This is a genomic window from Streptomyces sp. NPDC034084, from assembly GCF_055575535.1.
Genome location: NZ_JBVISK010000003.1, coordinates 656,795 through 673,902, shown reverse-complemented (window position 1 = coordinate 673,902; position 17,108 = coordinate 656,795). Strand labels below are relative to the sequence as shown.

Sequence of the window (17,108 nt, the reverse complement as noted above, 5' to 3'; positions counted from 1 at the left end):
CGGTTCCCGTAACCGGGGCCAGGCCGTGCCCCAGGGTCTCGGTCTGCAGAACGTGGCCATGCTGCCCGCAGCGTCCTGAATCCGCCCCTCGGGGCAGGAGCGGCGCCGACTCCGGGCATGGACGCGGGACGGCCGGGAAGTCGCCGGGAGTGATGACCAGCAGGGAGGCTCCGATCGTCGTCCACCGCCCCGGCCCGACGGGCGGTCGGAAGGTCACGGTCAACAAGCAGCTCGCCGGCGTCGCCCTCAGGGACACCGACGTGGTCGAGTTCATGCGACGGGCCGGCCTCGCCGACGCCGAGGAGCTGCTCGACAACCCGGAGTGGGTGGAATGGCGCGGCGCCGAGCCTCATCGGTACCTGGCGGCGTGATCGTTTCCCCACGGCAGTGAGCCGGGCCGGCGCGCCTCCTACCGCGCGGCCGTGGCGGGCGGTGCGCTGCCCGCCGGCTGGGCGGCAGGAGGACGGCGTCGGTGTCGCCGTACGGAACGGAAGACGGCCCCCCACCACCGTGGGGGGCCATCCGTCACGTTGTTACGGCGCCACCTTCAGCAGCTTGTTCGCCGTACCGGAGGTGGGGTTCTTGATGGCGTCCGGGGTGGCCGCCCCGGTCAGGGCCGCCGCCGTGTCCGCGGGCGTCGCCGAGGGGTGGGCCGCCAGGTAGAGGGCCGCGGCGCCCGTCACGTGAGGAGTCGCCATGGACGTTCCGGAGATCGTCTTGACGCCGGTGTCGCTGTCGTTCCAGGCCGACGTGATGTCCGAGCCGGGGGCGTACAGGTCCACCACCGCGCCGAAGTTGGAGAAGTCCGACTGCTCGTCGTCCTTGGTGCTGGAGGCCACGGTGAGGGCCTCGGGCACCCGGGACGGCGAACCCTGGCCCGCGTCGGAGGACTCGTTGCCGGCCGCGACCGCGAAGGTCACGCCGGAGGCGATGGCGCGCTGGACCGCGGCGTCGAGTGCCTCGTCGGCGCCGCCGCCGAGGCTCATGTTCGCGACGGAGGGCCCGGAGTGGTTCTTGGTCACCCAGTCGATGCCCGCCACGACCTGTTCGGTGGTGCCGGACCCGTTGTCGTCGAGTACGCGCACGGCGACGATCTTGGCCTTCTTGGCGACGCCGTGGGAGGCGCCGGCGATGGTGCCCGCGACATGGGTGCCGTGGCCGTTGCCGTCGTCGGCCGAGGCGTCCTTGTCCACGGCGTCGAAGCCGTGGGCGGCCCGGCCGCCGAAGTCCTTGTGGGTGATCCGTACGCCGGTGTCGATGACGTACGCGGTGACGCCCTCTCCCCCGCCGTCGGGATACGCGTACTTCTCGTCGCCGGCCGTCTCGGCCTGGTCGATCCGGTCCAGGCCCCAGGACGGGGGCTTCTCCTGCGTCTCGTTGATGCTGAAGCGCTTGTTCTGGACGACCGTCCCCACGGAGGGGTCGGCGGCGAGCCGCTTGGCCTCCTGGACGGTCAGGCCCGATGCCGAGAAGCCGTTGACCGCCGAGCCGTAGGAGCGCTGGAGGGTGCCGCCGTACTTCTTCGCGAGTTCCGCCTTGTTCGCGGATGCGTCGAGGATGACGACGAAGCTGCCGTCGACGGCACCCGGGGCGCCGAGCCCGTGCACGGTCCCCTCGACCGGGGCGGCCGCCCCCGCGAGGTTGCTCGCGAAGAGCGCCGCGGCGGCGGCACCTGCCACACCTGTGGCGATGGCCGCGTTGCGAAGGCCGTTGGAGCGCTTGTGAGTTGCCATGAAAGAGGTTCTCTCCTCGTGTTGACGTGTGGGGCGTCAAACGTTCGAGAGAACCCTGTGCGGATTGGCAGGAGCAAATCAAGGGGGAACCAGGGGTAAAGGGTTTTTCAACAAGGTTTCTTAATAGGCTCTCCTCGCCGCCTCCACGACGCACACGTGATGGCGCCAACTCCTGCGCGAAAAGGACACGTTCGGTGTGGCGTCCGACACGGGCGAATGGTGACGCGCCATCAGTCACGGACCACAGGTGCCCGCGATCAGCGGCGTCCGCGGGTGTTGAGGCGTGCGGCCTGGCGGGTGAGGTGGTCGCGCTCCCGGGCGTCGGTCGCCTTTCCCGCCGCCTCGGCGTACAGACGCGCCGCGGTCGTGAGATCACCGGCCCGTTCGTGGAGGTACGCCGCCACAGCCGCGTACCGGGGCAGGGCGTCGTCCAGCTCCGCGAGCGCCGCCAGGCCGGCGCGCGGTCCGTCCGCCTCACCGACGGCGACCGCGCGGTTGAGCCGGACCACCGGGCTGTCGGTGAGGCGGGTGAGCTCGTCGTACCACTCGACGATCTGCACCCAGTCGGTCTCCTCCGCCGTCGGGGCGTCGGCGTGGAGGGCCGCGACGGCGGCCTGCGCCTGGAACTCGCCCAGGCGGTCACGGGCGAGGGCCGCCTGCAGGATCTCGACGCCTTCCGCGATCGCCGTGGTGTCCCACCGGCCGCGGTCCTGCTCGGCGAGCGGCACGAGGCTCCCGTCGGGCGCGATCCGGGCCGCGCGGCGGGCGTGGTGCAGCAGCATGAGGGCGAGAAGGCCCGCCACCTCCGGGTGGTCGATCGCGGCCGCGAGCTGCCGGGTGAGCCGGATCGCCTCGGCGGCGAGGTCGACGTCCCCGGAGTAGCCCTCGTTGAAGACCAGGTAGAGGACGCGCAGCACGGTGGCGACGTCGCCGGGGCGGTCCAGACGGACGCCGGAGACCGTGCGCTTGGCCCGGCTGATGCGCTGCGCCATGGTCGCCTCGGGCACCAGGTAGGCCTGGGCGATCTGACGGGTGGTCAAGCCGCCCACGGCCCGCAGGGTGAGCGCGACCGCGGACGACGGGGTCAGGGACGGGTGGGCGCACAGGAAGTAGAGCTGGAGCGAGTCGTCCACCGCGGGCGCGGGCCCGGGCGCCGGTTCCTCGTCGACGAGGTCCTCGCGCCGCCGACGGGCGGTGTCCGCCCGGGTCGCGTCGAGGAACTTGCGCCAGGCCACCGTGACCAGCCAGCCCTTCGCATCGCGCGGAGGGTCGGCCGGCCAGACGCGGATCGCCTCGACCAGCGCGTCCTGGACGGCGTCCTCGGCCGCCGCGAAGTCGGCTCCGCGGCGGACGAGGACGGCGAGGACGCTCGGTGTCAGACTCCGGAGCAGGGTCTCGTTCATCCGTGAGGGCATTCCGGGATGGTGGGCGGCGCCGCCAGGAAGGGGCGCAGTTCGAGCCACTCGTGGATCGGCTTCCCGCCGGCCCCGGGCGCTGCCGACAGTTCCCCGGCGAGCTCGACGGCGCGCTCGTAGCTGTCGACGTCGATCACCATCCAGCCGGCGATGAGGTCCTTCGTCTCGGCGAACGGGCCGTCGGTGACCGGCGGGCGGCCCTCTCCGTCGTACCGGACCCACGTCCCCTCGGGGGCGAGCCCCTGGCCGTCGACGAACTCGCCGGTGCCTTCGAGCCGGGTCGCGAAGTCCCGCATGAACCGCACGTGGTCCGAGATCTCCTCGGGCGTCCACTGGTCCATCGGTACGTCGTTGGCGGCGGCCGGAGCGCCACGGTAGTGCTTCAGCAGCAGGTACTTGGCCATCGTGTTCTCCTCGGTGCGGGGGCGCCCATTCTGGTCGCTCTCACAGCGGGGACGGAGCGGGGCGCGGGTTCTCGACATCGGCGCCCAGGATTTTTTGAACTTGTGTCGTACGGGGCCGGCTCACGTCTCCGTCGGCCTGCCCAGGTACCAGACGGGGCCGGGGTCGTCGACGGGCAGCGGCCGGAAGCCGAGGCGGTCGTAGAACGCCCTGGCCGGGGTGTTCGTCCGCGCCATGCAGAGGTGCACGGCGGGGACTCCACGCCGGCGCAGAGCCTCCAGAAGGGTCCCGATGAGAGCGCGGCCGTGCCCCCGGCCCTGCCAGTCGGGCAGCAGGTCGATGTGGAGGTGGGCGGGGAAGTCGGCCAGTTCCTCGCGGACCATCCGCTCCGGGGCGTGCAGCAGTGCGGTCATCTCCTCGGCCGGCGTGCGGGCCGCCCCGCTGCCGGCCGGGTACCGGTCCCTCACGCCCGGGAGCCACTCGGCGTGGAACCGTCCGGCGAAGGCCGCCGTGTCCGGTGCGCCCAGGACGTATCCGACGGCGCTCCCGGCACCGTCGTCCAGGACGAAGGCGAAGTCGGGTTCCAGCTCGACGTACGGGTAGGCGAAGACCGTCGGCAACAGTTCCGGGTCGGGATACAGGAGCGACGCGTCACCGCCGTCGTGCGCTGTCCTGACGCAGATGTCACCGAGTGCGGCGCGGTCGGAGGGCCGGTAGGGGCGGATGAAGGCTTCGGTCGTCACCCGCTGCACATTGCCACCCTGGGAGCGCTCCCGCAGGGGTTTTCGCCGACCGGAGGCCAGCGCCAGGGGGTGTCTTGTCGATCTGGCCGGACCAGGGAGCGGCGTCTGGTGCCGTGCATCGCAAGGCGGAGGAGGGAGTCGACGCGGAGCGTCGGCGACCGACGGCGACGCGGCGAGGCGCGGTGCCGGACGCCGCGAGCCCGGCATGATCGACGAGACACCCCCTAGGGGTCCGGGCCGCGAAGGCCGGCCGGTGGGCAGCAGCCTTCGGTTGCAGCAGATCTTCGAGCTGTACGGGTCGAGGCGGTCGGCCCGTCAGGGCACCGGGACGACCTGACACCGTCGCGGCCGGGCATCGCGAGCGTACGGCTGGGTCGGCCGGGGCCTACGGGCGGGGCGTCACCAAGAACGGGCTCTCACCGCTGCGCCAGGCTCGCCGTCGCCGACGGTGTCTGCGCCCCGCCGCGAGGTACGGGGACGTGCGGGATTCGGTGCGGTGTCGTCCCGGCGGTCGCTGTCGCGGCGAAATCGAGCGCCTCGACGAGGAGGCGCAGAGCACGGTGGGCCTGCGGGGCGTCGAGCCGGGCTTCGAGGTCCGCCAGGGCGCGCAGGGCGCGGTGCCGGGCGCGGCCGGTGCGCCCGGCGCGGTAATCGGCGAAGGCGTGGGCGTAGTGGGCCAGCGCCGCGGCCCAGGCGTCGTTCGCGCAGCTGGGCTGCGCGAGGGCCCGGCGGGCGGTGCGGGCCGCCGCCGCGGGGGTGCCGTGGGCCTGGACCACGGCGAGGGCGGCCAGGCTCACGGCGGGGGACGGGCCTCCGGGGGCGCCGCTGGGTGTGGCGGCCGCCGCCTGCCGGTAGTACTCGGCGGCCGATGCCCGGTCCTGGCGCCGCCACGCCAGGATTCCGTGCACGTGGGCGATGCGGCCGAGGAGGGCGTCGTCGCCGGCGAGCACGGCGGCGGGCCAGGCGAGGGACAGCAGGTGGTGGGCCGCGCGGGGATCCCAGGCCGCGCTGAGCCAGGCCTCGAGCCATCGGCCGCGCGCCACGAGCGGACTGTCGGCCGGCACCCGGGCCAGCAGGACGTGCAGGTGGTCGCTGCCTTCTCTGGCCTGGTCGTGGACCGCCCACCAGAACCAGAGGTGGAGCATGGTCTCCAGGGCCGTCTCGGCGTCACCGGTCCCGTCCCCGGCGCGGTGTGCGAGGGCCATCAGATCGCCGTGTTCGTCCTGGACGGTCTGGAGCGCCTGGGGCTGGAGGCCGGTGTTCCACAGCGTCTCGGCGACGGCCGCCACACCACGGAAGTGGACGGCGTGCCGGTCGCGCGTCGCCGGCAGCTCCCCCGCCGCCGTGAGCCGTTCCGTGCCGAAGTCGCGGGCCGCCCGGGCCATGCGGTAGCGGGGCGGGCGCACCGCGCCCGGGTCTCCGAGCGCCTGGAGCACGCCCGTGGCCTTCAGCATGGCCAGGGCGGGAGGAACCTCGTGCGGGGCGAGGTCGGAACCCGAGCACACGAACTCCGCCGCCGCCTCCGTGAAGGGTCCGGCGAAGACGCTGAGTCGCCGCCAGACCATGCGCTGCGCCGGGTCGCAGAGGGCGTGGACGGCGCCGAGGGACGTACGCAGCGTGCGGTGCCGCAGCAGGAGCGGGGCCGGGTCGGCCAGGCGGCACTGGCCGGATTCGAGGTGGGTGGCCAGCTCCTCCATGGTCCACTCCCCCAGCCGGCCCGCGGCCAGTTCGAGGGCCAGGGGTACGCCTTCGAGCAGACGGCACACGCGGGTCACGGCCGCCGGGTCGGGTTCTTCGCTCCATCCGCGCTCCCGGGCCCGGGAGACGAGGAGCTCGGCGGCGGGCGACGGGCCCGTCCGGCCCGGTGCCGCCTCCACCGGCAGGGGCGCCAGCCTGATCACCCTCTCGTCCCCGAGCCCGAGCGGCCGCCGAGCGGTCACCAGGACCCGTACGGCCGGACGGTCCGACAGCAGCGTCTGGACGAGACCGATGCTCTCCGTGTGCACGGGATCGATGTCGTCCAGGAGGAGCAGGATCTCACCGCCCGGGACGCTGTGAGCGAGCGCGGCGGCGTCCGTGCGTACCGGCACCGAGGGCCGGCCCAGGGCGCGCGCGACCCGCATCGTCAACGCCCGGCGGCCGACGGGGATTCCGTCGTGCCATCGCACCCGGATCACGGTCCGCCAGGGGCCTTCGAGGGGTGGCGCGACGGCGGTCAGGGCCAGCCGGCTCTTCCCCGTCCCGGCCGCTCCGGTCACGGTGACCAGCCGGTGCCCGGACAGGGCGCTCCGGAGCGCGGTGAGTTCCTCGCCCCGTCCGACCAGGGCGGGACCGTCCCGGAGGCAGCCCGCGTACCGGGCGTCGTGTCCCTCGCCCCGAGTCCACATCTCCGGCACCGCGCACCATCCAGATCTTCGCTCTCGCCGCCGACCCACCAAGATCGGGAGTCGCTGCGGAACCCGCAGGTCCCGGATGCAGAACCGTCACTGCACCGGGTGTCACGGCAACCCCAACGCGTTCCCCCGGCCGTGGGTGGCGCGGACGGGGGACGAACCACCCGCCGCGATGAACGATGGAACGCGTGACCGACACGTCGGCCGGTCGCCGTCGGCTCGGCGAGCAGAGCCGTGCGGCCGCGCGGGAACCAGGCCGGACACTCCCCCTCCGATCATCCGGACGCCACTCTTCCGTTGGCTTGAAAGCGATCTGCTTGACGCTTCTGGCAGTTGATGATCAATTCAAGTACTCTTCGATCGCGCCGGGGGCGCCAGGGGATCACCCGGGATCAGCAAGCTGGGGGGCCAGTGTCCAACGCCACCACACTCAACCTGCCCTTTCCGCCGCGCGGCAACCCGCACCGGGCATCCGTCGCCCAGCGCCACCGGGACTGGCTCCGCCTCCACGAGCGCCTCCCCGCCACCGTCTCCCTGCAGGCGTACGACAAGTGGGACGTGCCGCGTCTCGCCGCGTTCACCAGCCCGGACTCCGCCGCCGACGACCTCGTCCTCGCCGCGGACCTGCTGAGCTTCTACTTCCTCTTCGACGACCGGTTCGACTCGGACCTCGGTCGCGCGCCGTCCCAAGTGGCTTATATCTGCACCCGCCTGACGAGCCTTCTACATGGAGACGGACCGGCGCCCGACGCCCGCACTCCGGTCGAGCACGCCTTCGTGGACCTCTGGGAGCGCAGTGTGCGCGGCATGTCGGCCCGGTGGCGGGCCAGGGCCGCGTACAACTGGGAGTGGTACTTCGCGTGTCACCCCGCCGAGGCCGCCGGACGGCTCTCCGGACGGCTCCCGGACCGGGAGAGCTATCTGGCGCTGCGCCGGGGCACGGCCGCCATGGAGACCCTCTTCGACATGGTCGAGCGGCTCAACCGGTTCGAGCTGCCCCAGGAGGTGCTGCACCATCCGGTGTTCCGCCGGATGCGCCAACTGGCCGCCGACATACCGTCGTTCACCAACGATGTGCACTCGTACGCCCAGGAGCTCGCCCGCGGGGACGTCGCCAACATGGTGATGATCGTCCGCGAGGAACGCGGCGGCACCCCCGAAGAGGCGGCCGTCCAGGTGATGCGCGAGGCCCAGGCGATGGTCGACCGCTTCGTGGAGCTGTCGGCCGAAGTCCCCGAGATCTGCGACCTCCTCGGACTCACTCCGGGCGCACGCGAGTCGGCCCGCCGTTACATCGACGGCCTCGCCGCATGGATCGCCGGCTACCACCGCTGGGAGATCGACACCGGCCGCTACGGCAACTGAACGGCGCGCCGTCCCCGCGGCCGGCGGGCGCCCTCTCCGCACGACACGCGGTGTGCTCCCGTCCACGCGCCGGCATCCGCCCGCGGATGACCAGGGCCCTGTCCGGGTGATCACTGGCAGGGTCCATGACTCGACATCTCCACCGCCTCGAGTTCCCAGTCCGCCTACGGGGAGGCGAGTCCGGCGGGTGTGACGTCGAGGACGGCCTTGCCCAGCACGCGGCGGGCGACGAGGGCGTCGGCTGCTTGCACCGCCTGCGTCCAGGGACCGCGCCAACCGATCTGCGGGTCGAGTCGGCCCACCTCCACCAGGTGGAGCAAGTAGGTGAGGTCGCTCCCGAACGGGGTGGTGACGTTGAAGTTCTCCAGCCGCCCACGGGCGCTGTTGGTACGGGACTGCTCGAAGTCGATGACGGTCACGTCTCCGGATGCCTTCCCGACAGCCTGGACGACACCGTCGGGTTCGAGGCGGTTGAACGCGTCGGCCAACTGGCTGCCACCGACGTTGTCGATCACGCCGTACACGGGTTCCGACAATGCGGCCGGATCATGAACCAGCTCTGCCGCGCCCAGCTCCAGCAACCCTTGCGCCCGGGCAGGGCTGCCGACACAGGCGATCACCTCCGCGCCTGCCAGAGCGGCGAGCCGGACGGCATAGCGCCCCACGCCGCCCGATGCGCCGGTGACGAGGACCCGGCGGCCGAGTACGGAACCGAGGCGCCGGACCGCCTGGAGGGCGGTGACCCCGGCGACGGGGAGCGCGCTCGCCGTGCCGAGGTCGACGGCGTCCGGAACGACGGCCAGTTCGGCGGTGTCCACCGCGCGCAGCTGGGCCCATGCTCCGCTCCAGCCGAAAGAGACCACCCGCGTTCCGGCGGGCGGGCCCGTTCCATCAGCGGCGGGCCGGACGACGACGCCCGCGGCGTCCCATCCGGGGACATGTCCGGGCCTGGTCTGCGGGGACCGGTAGACGATCTCGCCGAAGTTGAACGAGACAGAGGCGACTTCGATGAGGGCCTGTGCGGCCCTGGGTTCCGGATCCGGGGCGTCACCGAGGCGGAGCTGCCGGGGGGCGTCGGGGTCGTGGACGAGGGCTTTCATGCGAGGCCTTTCACAGCGAGGGTGAGGGGGGTGGGGCCCCGGACCGCCCGCGGGGGTCCGGGGTGAGTCCGGGGAGGGCCGGGCCCGAGGAGCCTCAAGGGGAGCCTGGAATCTCAGGGGGACCCCGGGAGCCTCTGGACGAGGCCGGGGTCTGGCCCCAGGGATGATGGAGATCAGGCGTCGAGCGTCGGGTAGTCGGTGTAGCCGTGGTGGTCACCGCCGTAGAACGTGGCCTTGTCGGCGGCGTTGTACGGGCCGCCGACGCGGACACGGGCGGGCAGGTCCGGGTTGGCCAGCCACTGCTCGGCCATGGCGATGGCGTCGGCCACCCCGTCTCGCAGGGCCTCGGCGCCGGTCTCCGGAGTGCTCGGGAAGGACTCCGCGGTGGGGTGCGGGCAGAGGATGAGCGTGCCGGGCCATTCGGCCCGGACGGTCCGGGTGATGTCGCGGGTGAGGATCTCGAATACGTGGAGGTAGGCGAGCGGGGCGGGGGCCAGGGCCCGTACCAGCGCCGTGTAGAGCTCGGTGGTGTCACTCTCGGCCCCGGCCATGCCGTTGAACGTGATGCCGGGAGAGATCCGCAGGCCGACCCGCTCCGCGCCGATCGCCTCGGCGACCGCCTCCACCACCGCGACGGGGAACCGGATTCGGGCGGCCACTGAGCCGCCGTAGCCATCGGTCCGGCGGTTGGTGCCGTCCGCCAGGAACTGGTGCAGCAGAAATCCGTTGGCGGCGTGCAGTTCCACACCCTCGAAACCCGCTTCGACGGCGTTGCGGGCGGCCGAGACGAAGTCGTCGATCGTCCGGTGGATGTCCGTCTGGGTCATCTCCCGCGGGGTGGGGTGGTCCAGCATGCCCTCCGGCGTGAACATCTGCTCACCGGAGGCGATCGGCGAAGGGGCGAGCGGCAGGGCGCCGTCGCTGTACAGGCTCGGGTGGCCGATCCGACCGCAGTGCACCAGCTGGGCGAACATGCGTCCCCCGGCGGCGCGGACGGCGTCGGTCACCTCGCGCCAGGCCCGCACCTGCTCCCGCGTGTGCAGACCGGGCGTGAGTCCGTATCCCTGGCCGATCTCGCTGACCTGGGTGGCCTCGGAGATGATCAGGCCGGCGGAGGCACGCTGCGCGTAGTACTGCGCGGTCAGTTCCGTGACCACGTCGCCGTCGACGCGGTTGCGCGTCATCGGCGCCATCACCAGGCGGTTGGGCAGGTCCAGCTTGCCCACGGTGAGCGGTTCGAAGTATCCGGTCATGTCGTTCCTCTGGTTGGTCGAAGGCGTGCTGGAGCAGCACGACGGGGCGGGTAGCGAGGGCGGCGGTCGGAGAACTCCGTGAGTGGCTACCCGGCCGGTGCCGTCGGGCCGGCTCACGAGGTCAACGATGACCGCTGCGTGACACCTTGATCAACGACGATTCCGGCAACGGTCGTTGAGTGCCACTCAAGAAACGCCGGCTCCGGCCGCGCGGACGAAGTGCGCCGCCCTTCGGCCGGAACTCCGTATTCTTCGCGCTCTGCCGACAATGCGGCATGATCGTGTACGTCAGTTCAAGAATCCAAGGGGCGGCCGAGTGCTGGAACGCGCGGAAATGGAAATATTTCTGACGCTGTGTGAGGAGCTGCACTTCGGCCGCACCGCCGAGCGTCTGCACGTGACCACCGGGCTGGTCAGCAAGACGGTCAAGAAGATCGAGCGCCGCATCGGCACGGCGTTGTTCGCACGCACTACGCGCCACGTCTCACTGACTCCCGCCGGGTGCGGCCTGCGAGACGACCTGTTGCCGTTGTACGAGGGCATCAGACGCGCGCTGAACCGGGCCGAACTCGCCGGTCGAGGCATGAGCGGCACGCTCACCGTGGGGTTCATGGGCGCGCAGGCCGGACGCATCCTGTACGCGGCCCGCGACGTGTTCGAGCAGCGGAATCCGCACTGCGGGGTACGCATCGTCGAGACCCAACTGCACCAGCATGCCGCGCAGCTGCGCGACGGAAGCGCGGACCTGCTGCTGCTCGCGCTGCCGGTCGACGAGCCGGACCTGACGACCGGCGCAGTGATCACGCGCGATCCCAGACACGTGTGCCTGCCCGCAGGGCACCGCCTCGCGGGGAAGTCGGTGGTGTCGATCGAGGACCTCGCGGGTGAGACTTTCATCGGCGTGCCCGACTCCGTCCCCGCGTACTGGTGCGACGTGCACCTGCCGCGCCGCACCCCCGGCGGGCAGCCGATCGCCAGACACCGCGAGTCGTGTACCACCTACGCCGAGGGCCTCGCGCTGGTCGCCGCCGGACGCGCGATCCTGCCCGGCGACGGGCAGTTGCCGCTGCTGTACCAGCGGCCGGACATCCACTTCGCCCGGGTCACGGACGCACCCCCGATCGAACACGGGCTGGCGTGGCGCACGCAGGACGACGCCGACCGCCGCATACGAACGTTCGCCGACGTCGTCGTGGAGGTCACCCCGACTCTCTCCCCGCCCGGCAGCCCCGCTCCGGTCCTTGCGACCAGTGGAGTCGCCGGATCCAGTGCGGGCACGGCTGCCGAGGGCGATGCGGCCGGGGCGCCCTCACCTTCTGGCCTCGGCCAGGTACGTCCGGAGCATGGACGGGAACGCGAAAGTGCCTTCTGAGCTGGGCCGATGAACCTTGTCGAGGGGTTCCGCCGGTCCGGGCGGAAGGCACTTTCTGCGTGCGCGGTATCCGTTCGCGTCCCAAGCTCCACGTCTCTGTGGTGCCGCGTGGTCGAAGCGGTCTGATCGGACGCCGACTGCGGTGGGACCCGTGGAACGTCCCGTCCGGAGTCCACCCACCTTGTCTGCCCGGCCACGGGCGGCCCGGCAGGAGGTTGCTCAGGGGGCGGGCCGGTCCAACTGCCGCTTCAGCCGGACCTCCGTCACGCTCACGCCCTGCGGTGCGCCGAACGCCCGGACCGTGACGCCGTGGCCGATGTCGGTGACCTCCAGGGCCAGGTGTTCGGCTCCCACGCGCAGGCCGAGCCTCGACACGGGCTTGCCCGCGAAGTCCGGCATGTGGTGGATCCACGCTCCGGGGTACTTCAGGGTCGTCAGCCTGTCCCGCATCTGCTCGTACGTGGCCGTCTCCTTTCCGGAGAACGCCTTGCTGATCCGGAGCTGGTGCCTCTGGGCGGCGCACTCCTCCGTCGGAGTCAGCGGCACCGGGTCGGCCAGGACGGGCAGGGTGGGTCGGGGGCCGGTGCCGAGGTCACGTGGCCCACGGCGCTGAGGACCTTCGGCTCGCAGCTCTGCGCGATGAGGTCGGCCAGCTCCAGGAACCGCGCCTCTGCCTCGCGGGCGCTCGTCACGACGGTGACCGCCCGGGCGGTCCGCGCGGCGGAGACGCGGGAGGCGGCGCGGACGGCGGGAGAGGCGGAGGGGGTGGCGGAGGTGCGGGTCGTGGTGGCGTAGGCCCTCTGGGTGCCGACGGCCCCCAGGACGACGACGCTGCCGAGTGCGGCGGTGAGCAGGGGCTTCGGGAAGAGAATCGATCGCATGTCGGTACCTTGCGGGCCCGTGGCCACCGGCCGCCTGAGTAGTCGTACTCATTCCGCCGGAGCAGTCCGACAGCGAGGCCGCCCGCCCTCGACGAGGAGCGGTACAAGAAGCGCCACGCCATCGAACGGACCGTCAACCGGCTGAAGTGGCAACGACAGTGGCCATCCGCTACGACGAACGTGGCTACATCCATCTCTCCACCATCACCGCAGCACTCACCATCTGGTCCCGAACTAGGCGGAGTCCGGAAGCGGGGCATCGTCGGGCCGGGGCTGTGTGGCGTCGGCCGTGGCGCGGCTCGGGAGGCGGGTGCGCTCCGCCCACGCGGCCACCGGTGGGCCCGCGACGCCCAGAGCGGCGAAGAAGACGCCGAGCAACAGCCAGCCCGCGTGTCCGAGGCCGAGGACCGCTGTCGTGAGGACCACCGGGGCCAGCGCCTGCCCGGCGTGGAAGGTGATGCCGAAGAAGCCCTGGTACTGCCCCTGGGCGTGGTCGGGGGCGAGACCGAAGCCGAGCGCGAAGCCGCCCGAGGACTCCCACACCTCGCCGAGGCTGTGCAGGCAGACGGCGAGGATGGCGAGCGCCGGCGCGATCCAGACCGGAACGTCCGCGGTCAGGGCCATCAAGGGGCAGCTGACCAGGAAGAGCAGCCCCGCGAGGCGGAACGCCCGGCCGCCCTGGCGCGGTGTCTCCACCCGGGAGCCGATCCTGCTCTGGAGCAGGACGCACACCCCGCTGTTGACCGCGTAGACCGCCGCCACCGTCCAGCGGGGTGCGTCGGTGTGGGCGGAGAGCCAGATCGGCAGGAGCAGGGAGACGGTCTGGTACTGCAGGCCCATCGCACCGTAGATCGCGGCGAAGGACACGTACGGCCGGTCGGACAGGACGGCCCAGCGGCGGTGCTCCTTGGGCTGCGGCAGGGGCCGGTAGTTCGGGAGGCCGTTCAGGGCGACGAGTCCGGCGCAGGCGAAGCTGGCGGCGTTGGCGAGGATCAGCGCGGTGTACGCCGGGCGGGTGTCGACCGACACGGCGAAGGCGGCGCCGAGGGTGCCGAGGACCACTCCGAGGTTGACGAACGTGCGGAGTCTCGCCCTGAACGCGGCCGGGCGTTCCCCGCCGGCACGGGCGATGAGGGCACCACCCGCGGCGCCGCTCGCCGTCGCCGCCAGCCGGTCCAGGGTGGCGATGAGCGTGAACGTGAACCAGTCGTCGATGAGGACGAAGGCGGCCATCGTCACCGCCTGCGCCGCGAGGGACGCGAGCCAGACGGTGCGCGGCCCGTATCGGTCGGCCAGGTTCCCCGCCGGGATCCCGGCCAGCAGCCCGACAAGACCGGCGACGGTGAGGCCGACGCCGACCTGTGCGGCGGGCAGGTGCACCACCAACGTGAAGTAGAGCACCGCAGTGGTGTTGAACAGTCCGTTGCCCACGCGGCTGACGAAGCTCGCGACGATGAGGGCACGCTGCGGACCGCTTGGACCCAGCCATCCGGATATCCGCGGCCCGGGGTGCCTTTCGATCATGCGACGCAGGCTAGCAAGGCTCGCGCGGGCACCCGCGGCCCGGCCCGCGCCGTCTCCGGAGCACGGCATCCGGCCCGTCATCGACCGCGCCTTCCCCTTCGAGGAGGCCGTGGACGCCTACCGTCACTACGCCGACGGCGCTTCCTTCGGCAAAGTGGTCATCAGCGTCAGCTGACCCGGCGTCGCGCGCCTCGGCGGTCACCGGTTCCAGTACTGGGCGAGGGCGCCCTCGCGGTACGGCGCGGGGCTCACGCTGAGTTCGCCGGCGAACGGCCGGTCGAGGACGAAGACCAGGAGCAGGCTGAAACCGATGAGGGCGGCGACCGAAGCGACGAAGAGGAGCTGGATCCGGAGCTTGCGCATGCCGTAGAGGAAGGTGAGCGGGACGAGGACGATCGCGCCGCCGAAGGCCAGGACCTGGAGCAGGGGCGGGAGTTCCTGTTGGGCCATCGTCAGACGGGCGCGGCGCTGGGCGGCGACGTCGTTGAGGTGGGTGACGGCCTCCTCGTAGAAGACCTCTTCGCGCGGGGACTTCGGGTCGTAGGTCTGGAGGACGTCGAAGGCGGCCCGGAGGTGCTTTTCCGTGGTCCCGTAGCTCGGCTGCCCGGCGCGCATGCGCGGCCACTGGTCCTCGACGACGGCGTGCACATAGCCGCTGAGCGCCGCGTCGAGGTCGGCGCGGACGGCGGGCGGGAAGGCGGCGGCGTCGCGGGCGATGAGCGCGGCATCCGTGGCCTCGCTGGCGACGATGGTCTGGGTGTTGTCCAGCTGGGTCCAGAGGGTGACGATGACGAAGGCGAGGATGATCCCGTAGATCGCGCCGAACATGCCCAGCGTCACCCCGACCATGTCGTTGTGCTCGCCCCGGGCCAGCGACGGGTACCTGCGGCGGAGCAGCACGCTGCCGGCCACGGCGAGGACGACGGTCCCGCCGACGGTGACCACGGCGAACGTGAAGGTGCTGAAGTGATTGAGCAGCCAGAGCGACATGTGCGGGGAGTCTAGGGGCGGCACGCGGCCGGTCCTGTCCCATGGAGGGGTTGGCGGCGAATGATCACCCGCCCGTGTCGGCGATGGAACACGCTGACGCCACGAGCGGGGTGCGCGTCGCGACGACGGACGGCCAGGTTCCGGCGGGCGAGCCGGCGCGGGGCCGCTTCCCGTCACCTGGGTCAGTCGCGCCCACATCCTCCCGTAAATGTTCAGTCATGTGAACGACGGTCACCTACACGACCATTGACGTGCCGACGACTCCCCCTCTAGCTTCCGGAGAAAGCGCTTTCCCGTCCAGCCCCGGACCGCCCTCCGTCCCTTCTGGAGCCCCCACATGCATCTGCGATCCGCCACGGCCTGCCTCAGCCTGCTGGCAGGCACGCTCGTCGCCCTGTCCGTGAACATGAACACCGCGCAGGCGGCGTCCACCCTGTACGAGGCCGAGGCCTCCCCCGCCGTATGCAGCGGCACCGTGGACTCCGACTGGCCCGGCTACACCGGCAGCGGCTTCTGCAACGGCACCAACGCCATCGGCGCCGCCGCGCAGTTCACGGTGAACGCCCCCGCCGCCGGAACCGCCACGCTCGCCGTACGGTTCGCCAACGGAACGACCACGGCCCGGCCCGCCGGCCTCGTCGTCAACGGGTCGACCGTGCAGACGCCCTCCTTCGAAACCACCGGCACCTGGTCCGCCTGGACCACCAAGACCCTGACCGTCTCGCTGAAGGCCGGCGCCAACACCGTCCGGCTCACCCCCACCACCGCCGCCGGCCTGCCCAACATCGACTCCCTGAACGTCACGGCCGCCGACGCCCCGCCCCCGACGGGCAGCGCCCTGTACGTCGCCCCGAACGGCACGGACGGCGCGTCCGGGACCCAGTCCGACCCCACGACGCTCACCTCGGCCCTCGGTCGCGTCACCGCCGGCGGCACCGTCTACCTCCGCGGCGGCACCTACCGCCACTCGACGACGGTCACCATCCCGCCGGGCAACAGCGGTGCGGCCGGGGCGCCGAAGACCCTGTCCGCCTATCCCGGCGAGACGCCGGTGCTGAACTTCTCCGCCATGACCGAGGACCCCGCCAACCGCGGACTCGCCGTGAACGGCTCGTACTGGCACATCAACGGTGTCGTCGTCGAGCGCGCCGGCGACAACGGCATCTACGTGGGCGGCAGCCACAACGTCATCGAACGCACGGTCACCCGCTTCAACCGCGACACCGGCCTCCAGCTCGGCCGCGCCGCCTCCACCACGCCCCGCGAGCAGTGGCCGTCCGACAACCTCGTCCTGAGCGCGGAGTCGCACGACAACGCCGACTCCGACGGCGAGGACGCCGACGGCTTCGCCGCGAAGCTCACGGTCGGCGCGGGGAACGTCTTCCGCTACGCCGTGTCCCACCACAACATCGACGACGGCTGGGACCTCTACACGAAGACCGACACCGGACCCATCGGGGCCGTGACCATCGAGGACTCCCTCGCGTACGACAACGGCACCCTCAGCGACGGGTCCCAGGCCGGGGCCGGCGACCGGAACGGCTTCAAGCTCGGCGGCGAGGACATCGCCGTCGACCACGTCGTGCGGCGCACGATCGCCTTCCACAACGGCAAGCACGGCTTCACGTACAACAGCAACCCGGGCTCGATGACGGTCTCGAACAACCTCGCCGTCGACAACGCGCAGCGCAACTTCTCCTTCGACGCGGGCACTTCGGTCTTCCGCGGCAACACCTCCTGCCGCAGCACCGCGAGCGGCACGAACGACCGGACCATCGGTGACGCCGACGGCTCGAACCAGTTCTGGGCCGGCTCGAACGGATCCCGGTGCTCCTCCTACACGGGGGCGCTGACCTGGTCGTACGCCTCGGACGGCCGGCTCGTCGTAACCTTCGGCGGCCGTACGGTCACGTGGTGAGCCTCAGGAGATGATCCGT

16 protein-coding genes are annotated in these 17,108 nt (G+C 71.9%); 5 read left to right on the top strand and 11 right to left on the bottom strand.

All coding sequences use genetic code 11. The features are described from left to right. Nucleotides 1-152 precede the first annotated feature (152 nt). Entirely contained in the window at nt 153-371 is a 219-nt protein-coding gene (locus ACZ51I_RS13930; RefSeq protein ID WP_468875144.1) for a hypothetical protein, read from the top strand. A gap of 162 nt (nt 372-533) precedes the next feature. Here the strand turns inward: ACZ51I_RS13930 and ACZ51I_RS13925 are convergent, their stop codons facing one another. The 5 genes from ACZ51I_RS13925 to ACZ51I_RS13905 form a co-directional block, all read right to left on the bottom strand. Continuing rightward, nucleotides 534-1,733, bottom strand: a complete 1,200-nt coding sequence (locus ACZ51I_RS13925) for a S8 family peptidase (protein ID WP_468875142.1) — start codon at nt 1,731-1,733, stop codon at nt 534-536. Between the two features lie 257 nt (nt 1,734-1,990). Next, nucleotides 1,991-3,136, bottom strand: coding sequence for an RNA polymerase sigma factor (locus tag ACZ51I_RS13920; RefSeq protein ID WP_468875637.1), 1,146 nt, complete (start codon nt 3,134-3,136; stop codon nt 1,991-1,993). Next, nucleotides 3,133-3,552: a YciI family protein gene (locus ACZ51I_RS13915; protein WP_468875139.1), complete on the bottom strand. Its 420-nt coding sequence runs from the start codon at nt 3,550-3,552 to the stop codon at nt 3,133-3,135. Before ACZ51I_RS13915 ends, ACZ51I_RS13920 begins: the two co-directional genes overlap by 4 nt. Before the next feature lie 120 nt (nt 3,553-3,672). Then, complete coding sequence (locus ACZ51I_RS13910) at nt 3,673-4,293, bottom strand: GNAT family N-acetyltransferase (protein ID WP_468875138.1); 621 nt, start codon at nt 4,291-4,293, stop codon at nt 3,673-3,675. A gap of 416 nt (nt 4,294-4,709) precedes the next feature. Then, nucleotides 4,710-6,680, bottom strand: coding sequence for an ATP-binding protein (locus tag ACZ51I_RS13905; RefSeq protein WP_468875136.1), 1,971 nt, complete (start codon nt 6,678-6,680; stop codon nt 4,710-4,712). Nucleotides 6,681-7,097: 417 nt separating this feature from the next. Between ACZ51I_RS13905 and ACZ51I_RS13900 the strand changes: the two genes are divergently transcribed. Next, on the top strand, nt 7,098-8,051 hold the full coding sequence (locus tag ACZ51I_RS13900; protein WP_468875133.1) for a terpene synthase family protein: 954 nt from the start codon (nt 7,098-7,100) through the stop codon (nt 8,049-8,051). Between the two features lie 164 nt (nt 8,052-8,215). On the opposite strand, the gene ACZ51I_RS13895 is transcribed toward ACZ51I_RS13900, so the two are convergent. Both ACZ51I_RS13895 and ACZ51I_RS13890 read right to left on the bottom strand, forming a co-directional pair. Continuing rightward, nucleotides 8,216-9,151, bottom strand: coding sequence for a zinc-binding dehydrogenase (locus ACZ51I_RS13895; RefSeq protein WP_468875131.1), 936 nt, complete (start codon nt 9,149-9,151; stop codon nt 8,216-8,218). 173 nt (nt 9,152-9,324) lie between these two features. Beyond that, on the bottom strand, nt 9,325-10,404 hold the full coding sequence (locus ACZ51I_RS13890) for an alkene reductase (RefSeq protein ID WP_468875128.1): 1,080 nt from the start codon (nt 10,402-10,404) through the stop codon (nt 9,325-9,327). A gap of 316 nt (nt 10,405-10,720) precedes the next feature. Between ACZ51I_RS13890 and ACZ51I_RS13885 the strand changes: the two genes are divergently transcribed. Beyond that, the gene (locus tag ACZ51I_RS13885) at nt 10,721-11,776 is read left to right on the top strand and encodes a LysR family transcriptional regulator (protein ID WP_468875125.1); all 1,056 of its coding nucleotides are present in this window, start codon (nt 10,721-10,723) and stop codon (nt 11,774-11,776) included. 219 nt (nt 11,777-11,995) lie between these two features. Here the strand turns inward: ACZ51I_RS13885 and ACZ51I_RS13880 are convergent, their stop codons facing one another. From ACZ51I_RS13880 to ACZ51I_RS13870, 3 genes are all read right to left on the bottom strand, one after another. After that, nucleotides 11,996-12,322, bottom strand: a complete 327-nt coding sequence (locus tag ACZ51I_RS13880; protein ID WP_468875122.1) for a hypothetical protein — start codon at nt 12,320-12,322, stop codon at nt 11,996-11,998. Further along, nucleotides 12,313-12,657, bottom strand: coding sequence for a hypothetical protein (locus tag ACZ51I_RS13875; RefSeq protein ID WP_468875120.1), 345 nt, complete (start codon nt 12,655-12,657; stop codon nt 12,313-12,315). The genes ACZ51I_RS13880 and ACZ51I_RS13875 overlap by 10 nt, the downstream gene beginning before the upstream one ends. Nucleotides 12,658-12,891: 234 nt before the next feature. Further along, entirely contained in the window at nt 12,892-14,181 is a 1,290-nt protein-coding gene (locus ACZ51I_RS13870) for an MFS transporter (protein WP_468875118.1), read from the bottom strand. Here ACZ51I_RS13870 and ACZ51I_RS13865 point away from each other — a divergent pair. Continuing rightward, nucleotides 14,180-14,356 (top strand): zinc-binding dehydrogenase, encoded by a 177-nt coding sequence (locus tag ACZ51I_RS13865; RefSeq protein WP_468875116.1) that lies wholly within the window; start codon nt 14,180-14,182, stop codon nt 14,354-14,356. The genes ACZ51I_RS13870 and ACZ51I_RS13865 overlap by 2 nt on opposite strands. Nucleotides 14,357-14,379: 23 nt before the next feature. On the opposite strand, the gene ACZ51I_RS13860 is transcribed toward ACZ51I_RS13865, so the two are convergent. Next, nucleotides 14,380-15,171 carry a bestrophin-like domain gene (locus tag ACZ51I_RS13860; protein WP_468875113.1) on the bottom strand — a complete coding sequence of 264 codons (792 nt, stop codon included), beginning with the start codon at nt 15,169-15,171 and terminating at the stop codon, nt 14,380-14,382. A gap of 337 nt (nt 15,172-15,508) precedes the next feature. Between ACZ51I_RS13860 and ACZ51I_RS13855 the strand changes: the two genes are divergently transcribed. After that, entirely contained in the window at nt 15,509-17,089 is a 1,581-nt protein-coding gene (locus tag ACZ51I_RS13855; RefSeq protein WP_468875111.1) for a CBM35 domain-containing protein, read from the top strand. Nucleotides 17,090-17,108 lie beyond the last annotated feature (19 nt).

Excerpts from the sequence above, each read along its gene's own strand:
- ACZ51I_RS13855 (WP_468875111.1), top strand. The coding sequence starts at position 15,509 with ATGCATCTGCGATCCGCCACGGCCTGCCTCAGCCTGCTGGCAGGCACG.
- ACZ51I_RS13890 (WP_468875128.1), bottom strand. The coding sequence starts at position 10,404 with ATGACCGGATACTTCGAACCGCTCACCGTGGGCAAGCTGGACCTGCCC.
- ACZ51I_RS13870 (WP_468875118.1), bottom strand. The coding sequence starts at position 14,181 with ATGATCGAAAGGCACCCCGGGCCGCGGATATCCGGATGGCTGGGTCCA.
- ACZ51I_RS13915 (WP_468875139.1), bottom strand. The coding sequence starts at position 3,552 with ATGGCCAAGTACCTGCTGCTGAAGCACTACCGTGGCGCTCCGGCCGCC.
- ACZ51I_RS13860 (WP_468875113.1), bottom strand. The coding sequence starts at position 15,171 with ATGTCGCTCTGGCTGCTCAATCACTTCAGCACCTTCACGTTCGCCGTG.
- ACZ51I_RS13930 (WP_468875144.1), top strand. The coding sequence starts at position 153 with ATGACCAGCAGGGAGGCTCCGATCGTCGTCCACCGCCCCGGCCCGACG.
- ACZ51I_RS13895 (WP_468875131.1), bottom strand. The coding sequence starts at position 9,151 with ATGAAAGCCCTCGTCCACGACCCCGACGCCCCCCGGCAGCTCCGCCTC.
- ACZ51I_RS13875 (WP_468875120.1), bottom strand. The coding sequence starts at position 12,657 with ATGCGATCGATTCTCTTCCCGAAGCCCCTGCTCACCGCCGCACTCGGC.
- ACZ51I_RS13865 (WP_468875116.1), top strand. The coding sequence starts at position 14,180 with ATGCGACGCAGGCTAGCAAGGCTCGCGCGGGCACCCGCGGCCCGGCCC.
- ACZ51I_RS13920 (WP_468875637.1), bottom strand. The coding sequence starts at position 3,136 with ATGAACGAGACCCTGCTCCGGAGTCTGACACCGAGCGTCCTCGCCGTC.
- ACZ51I_RS13925 (WP_468875142.1), bottom strand. The coding sequence starts at position 1,733 with ATGGCAACTCACAAGCGCTCCAACGGCCTTCGCAACGCGGCCATCGCC.
- ACZ51I_RS13905 (WP_468875136.1), bottom strand. The coding sequence starts at position 6,680 with ATGTGGACTCGGGGCGAGGGACACGACGCCCGGTACGCGGGCTGCCTC.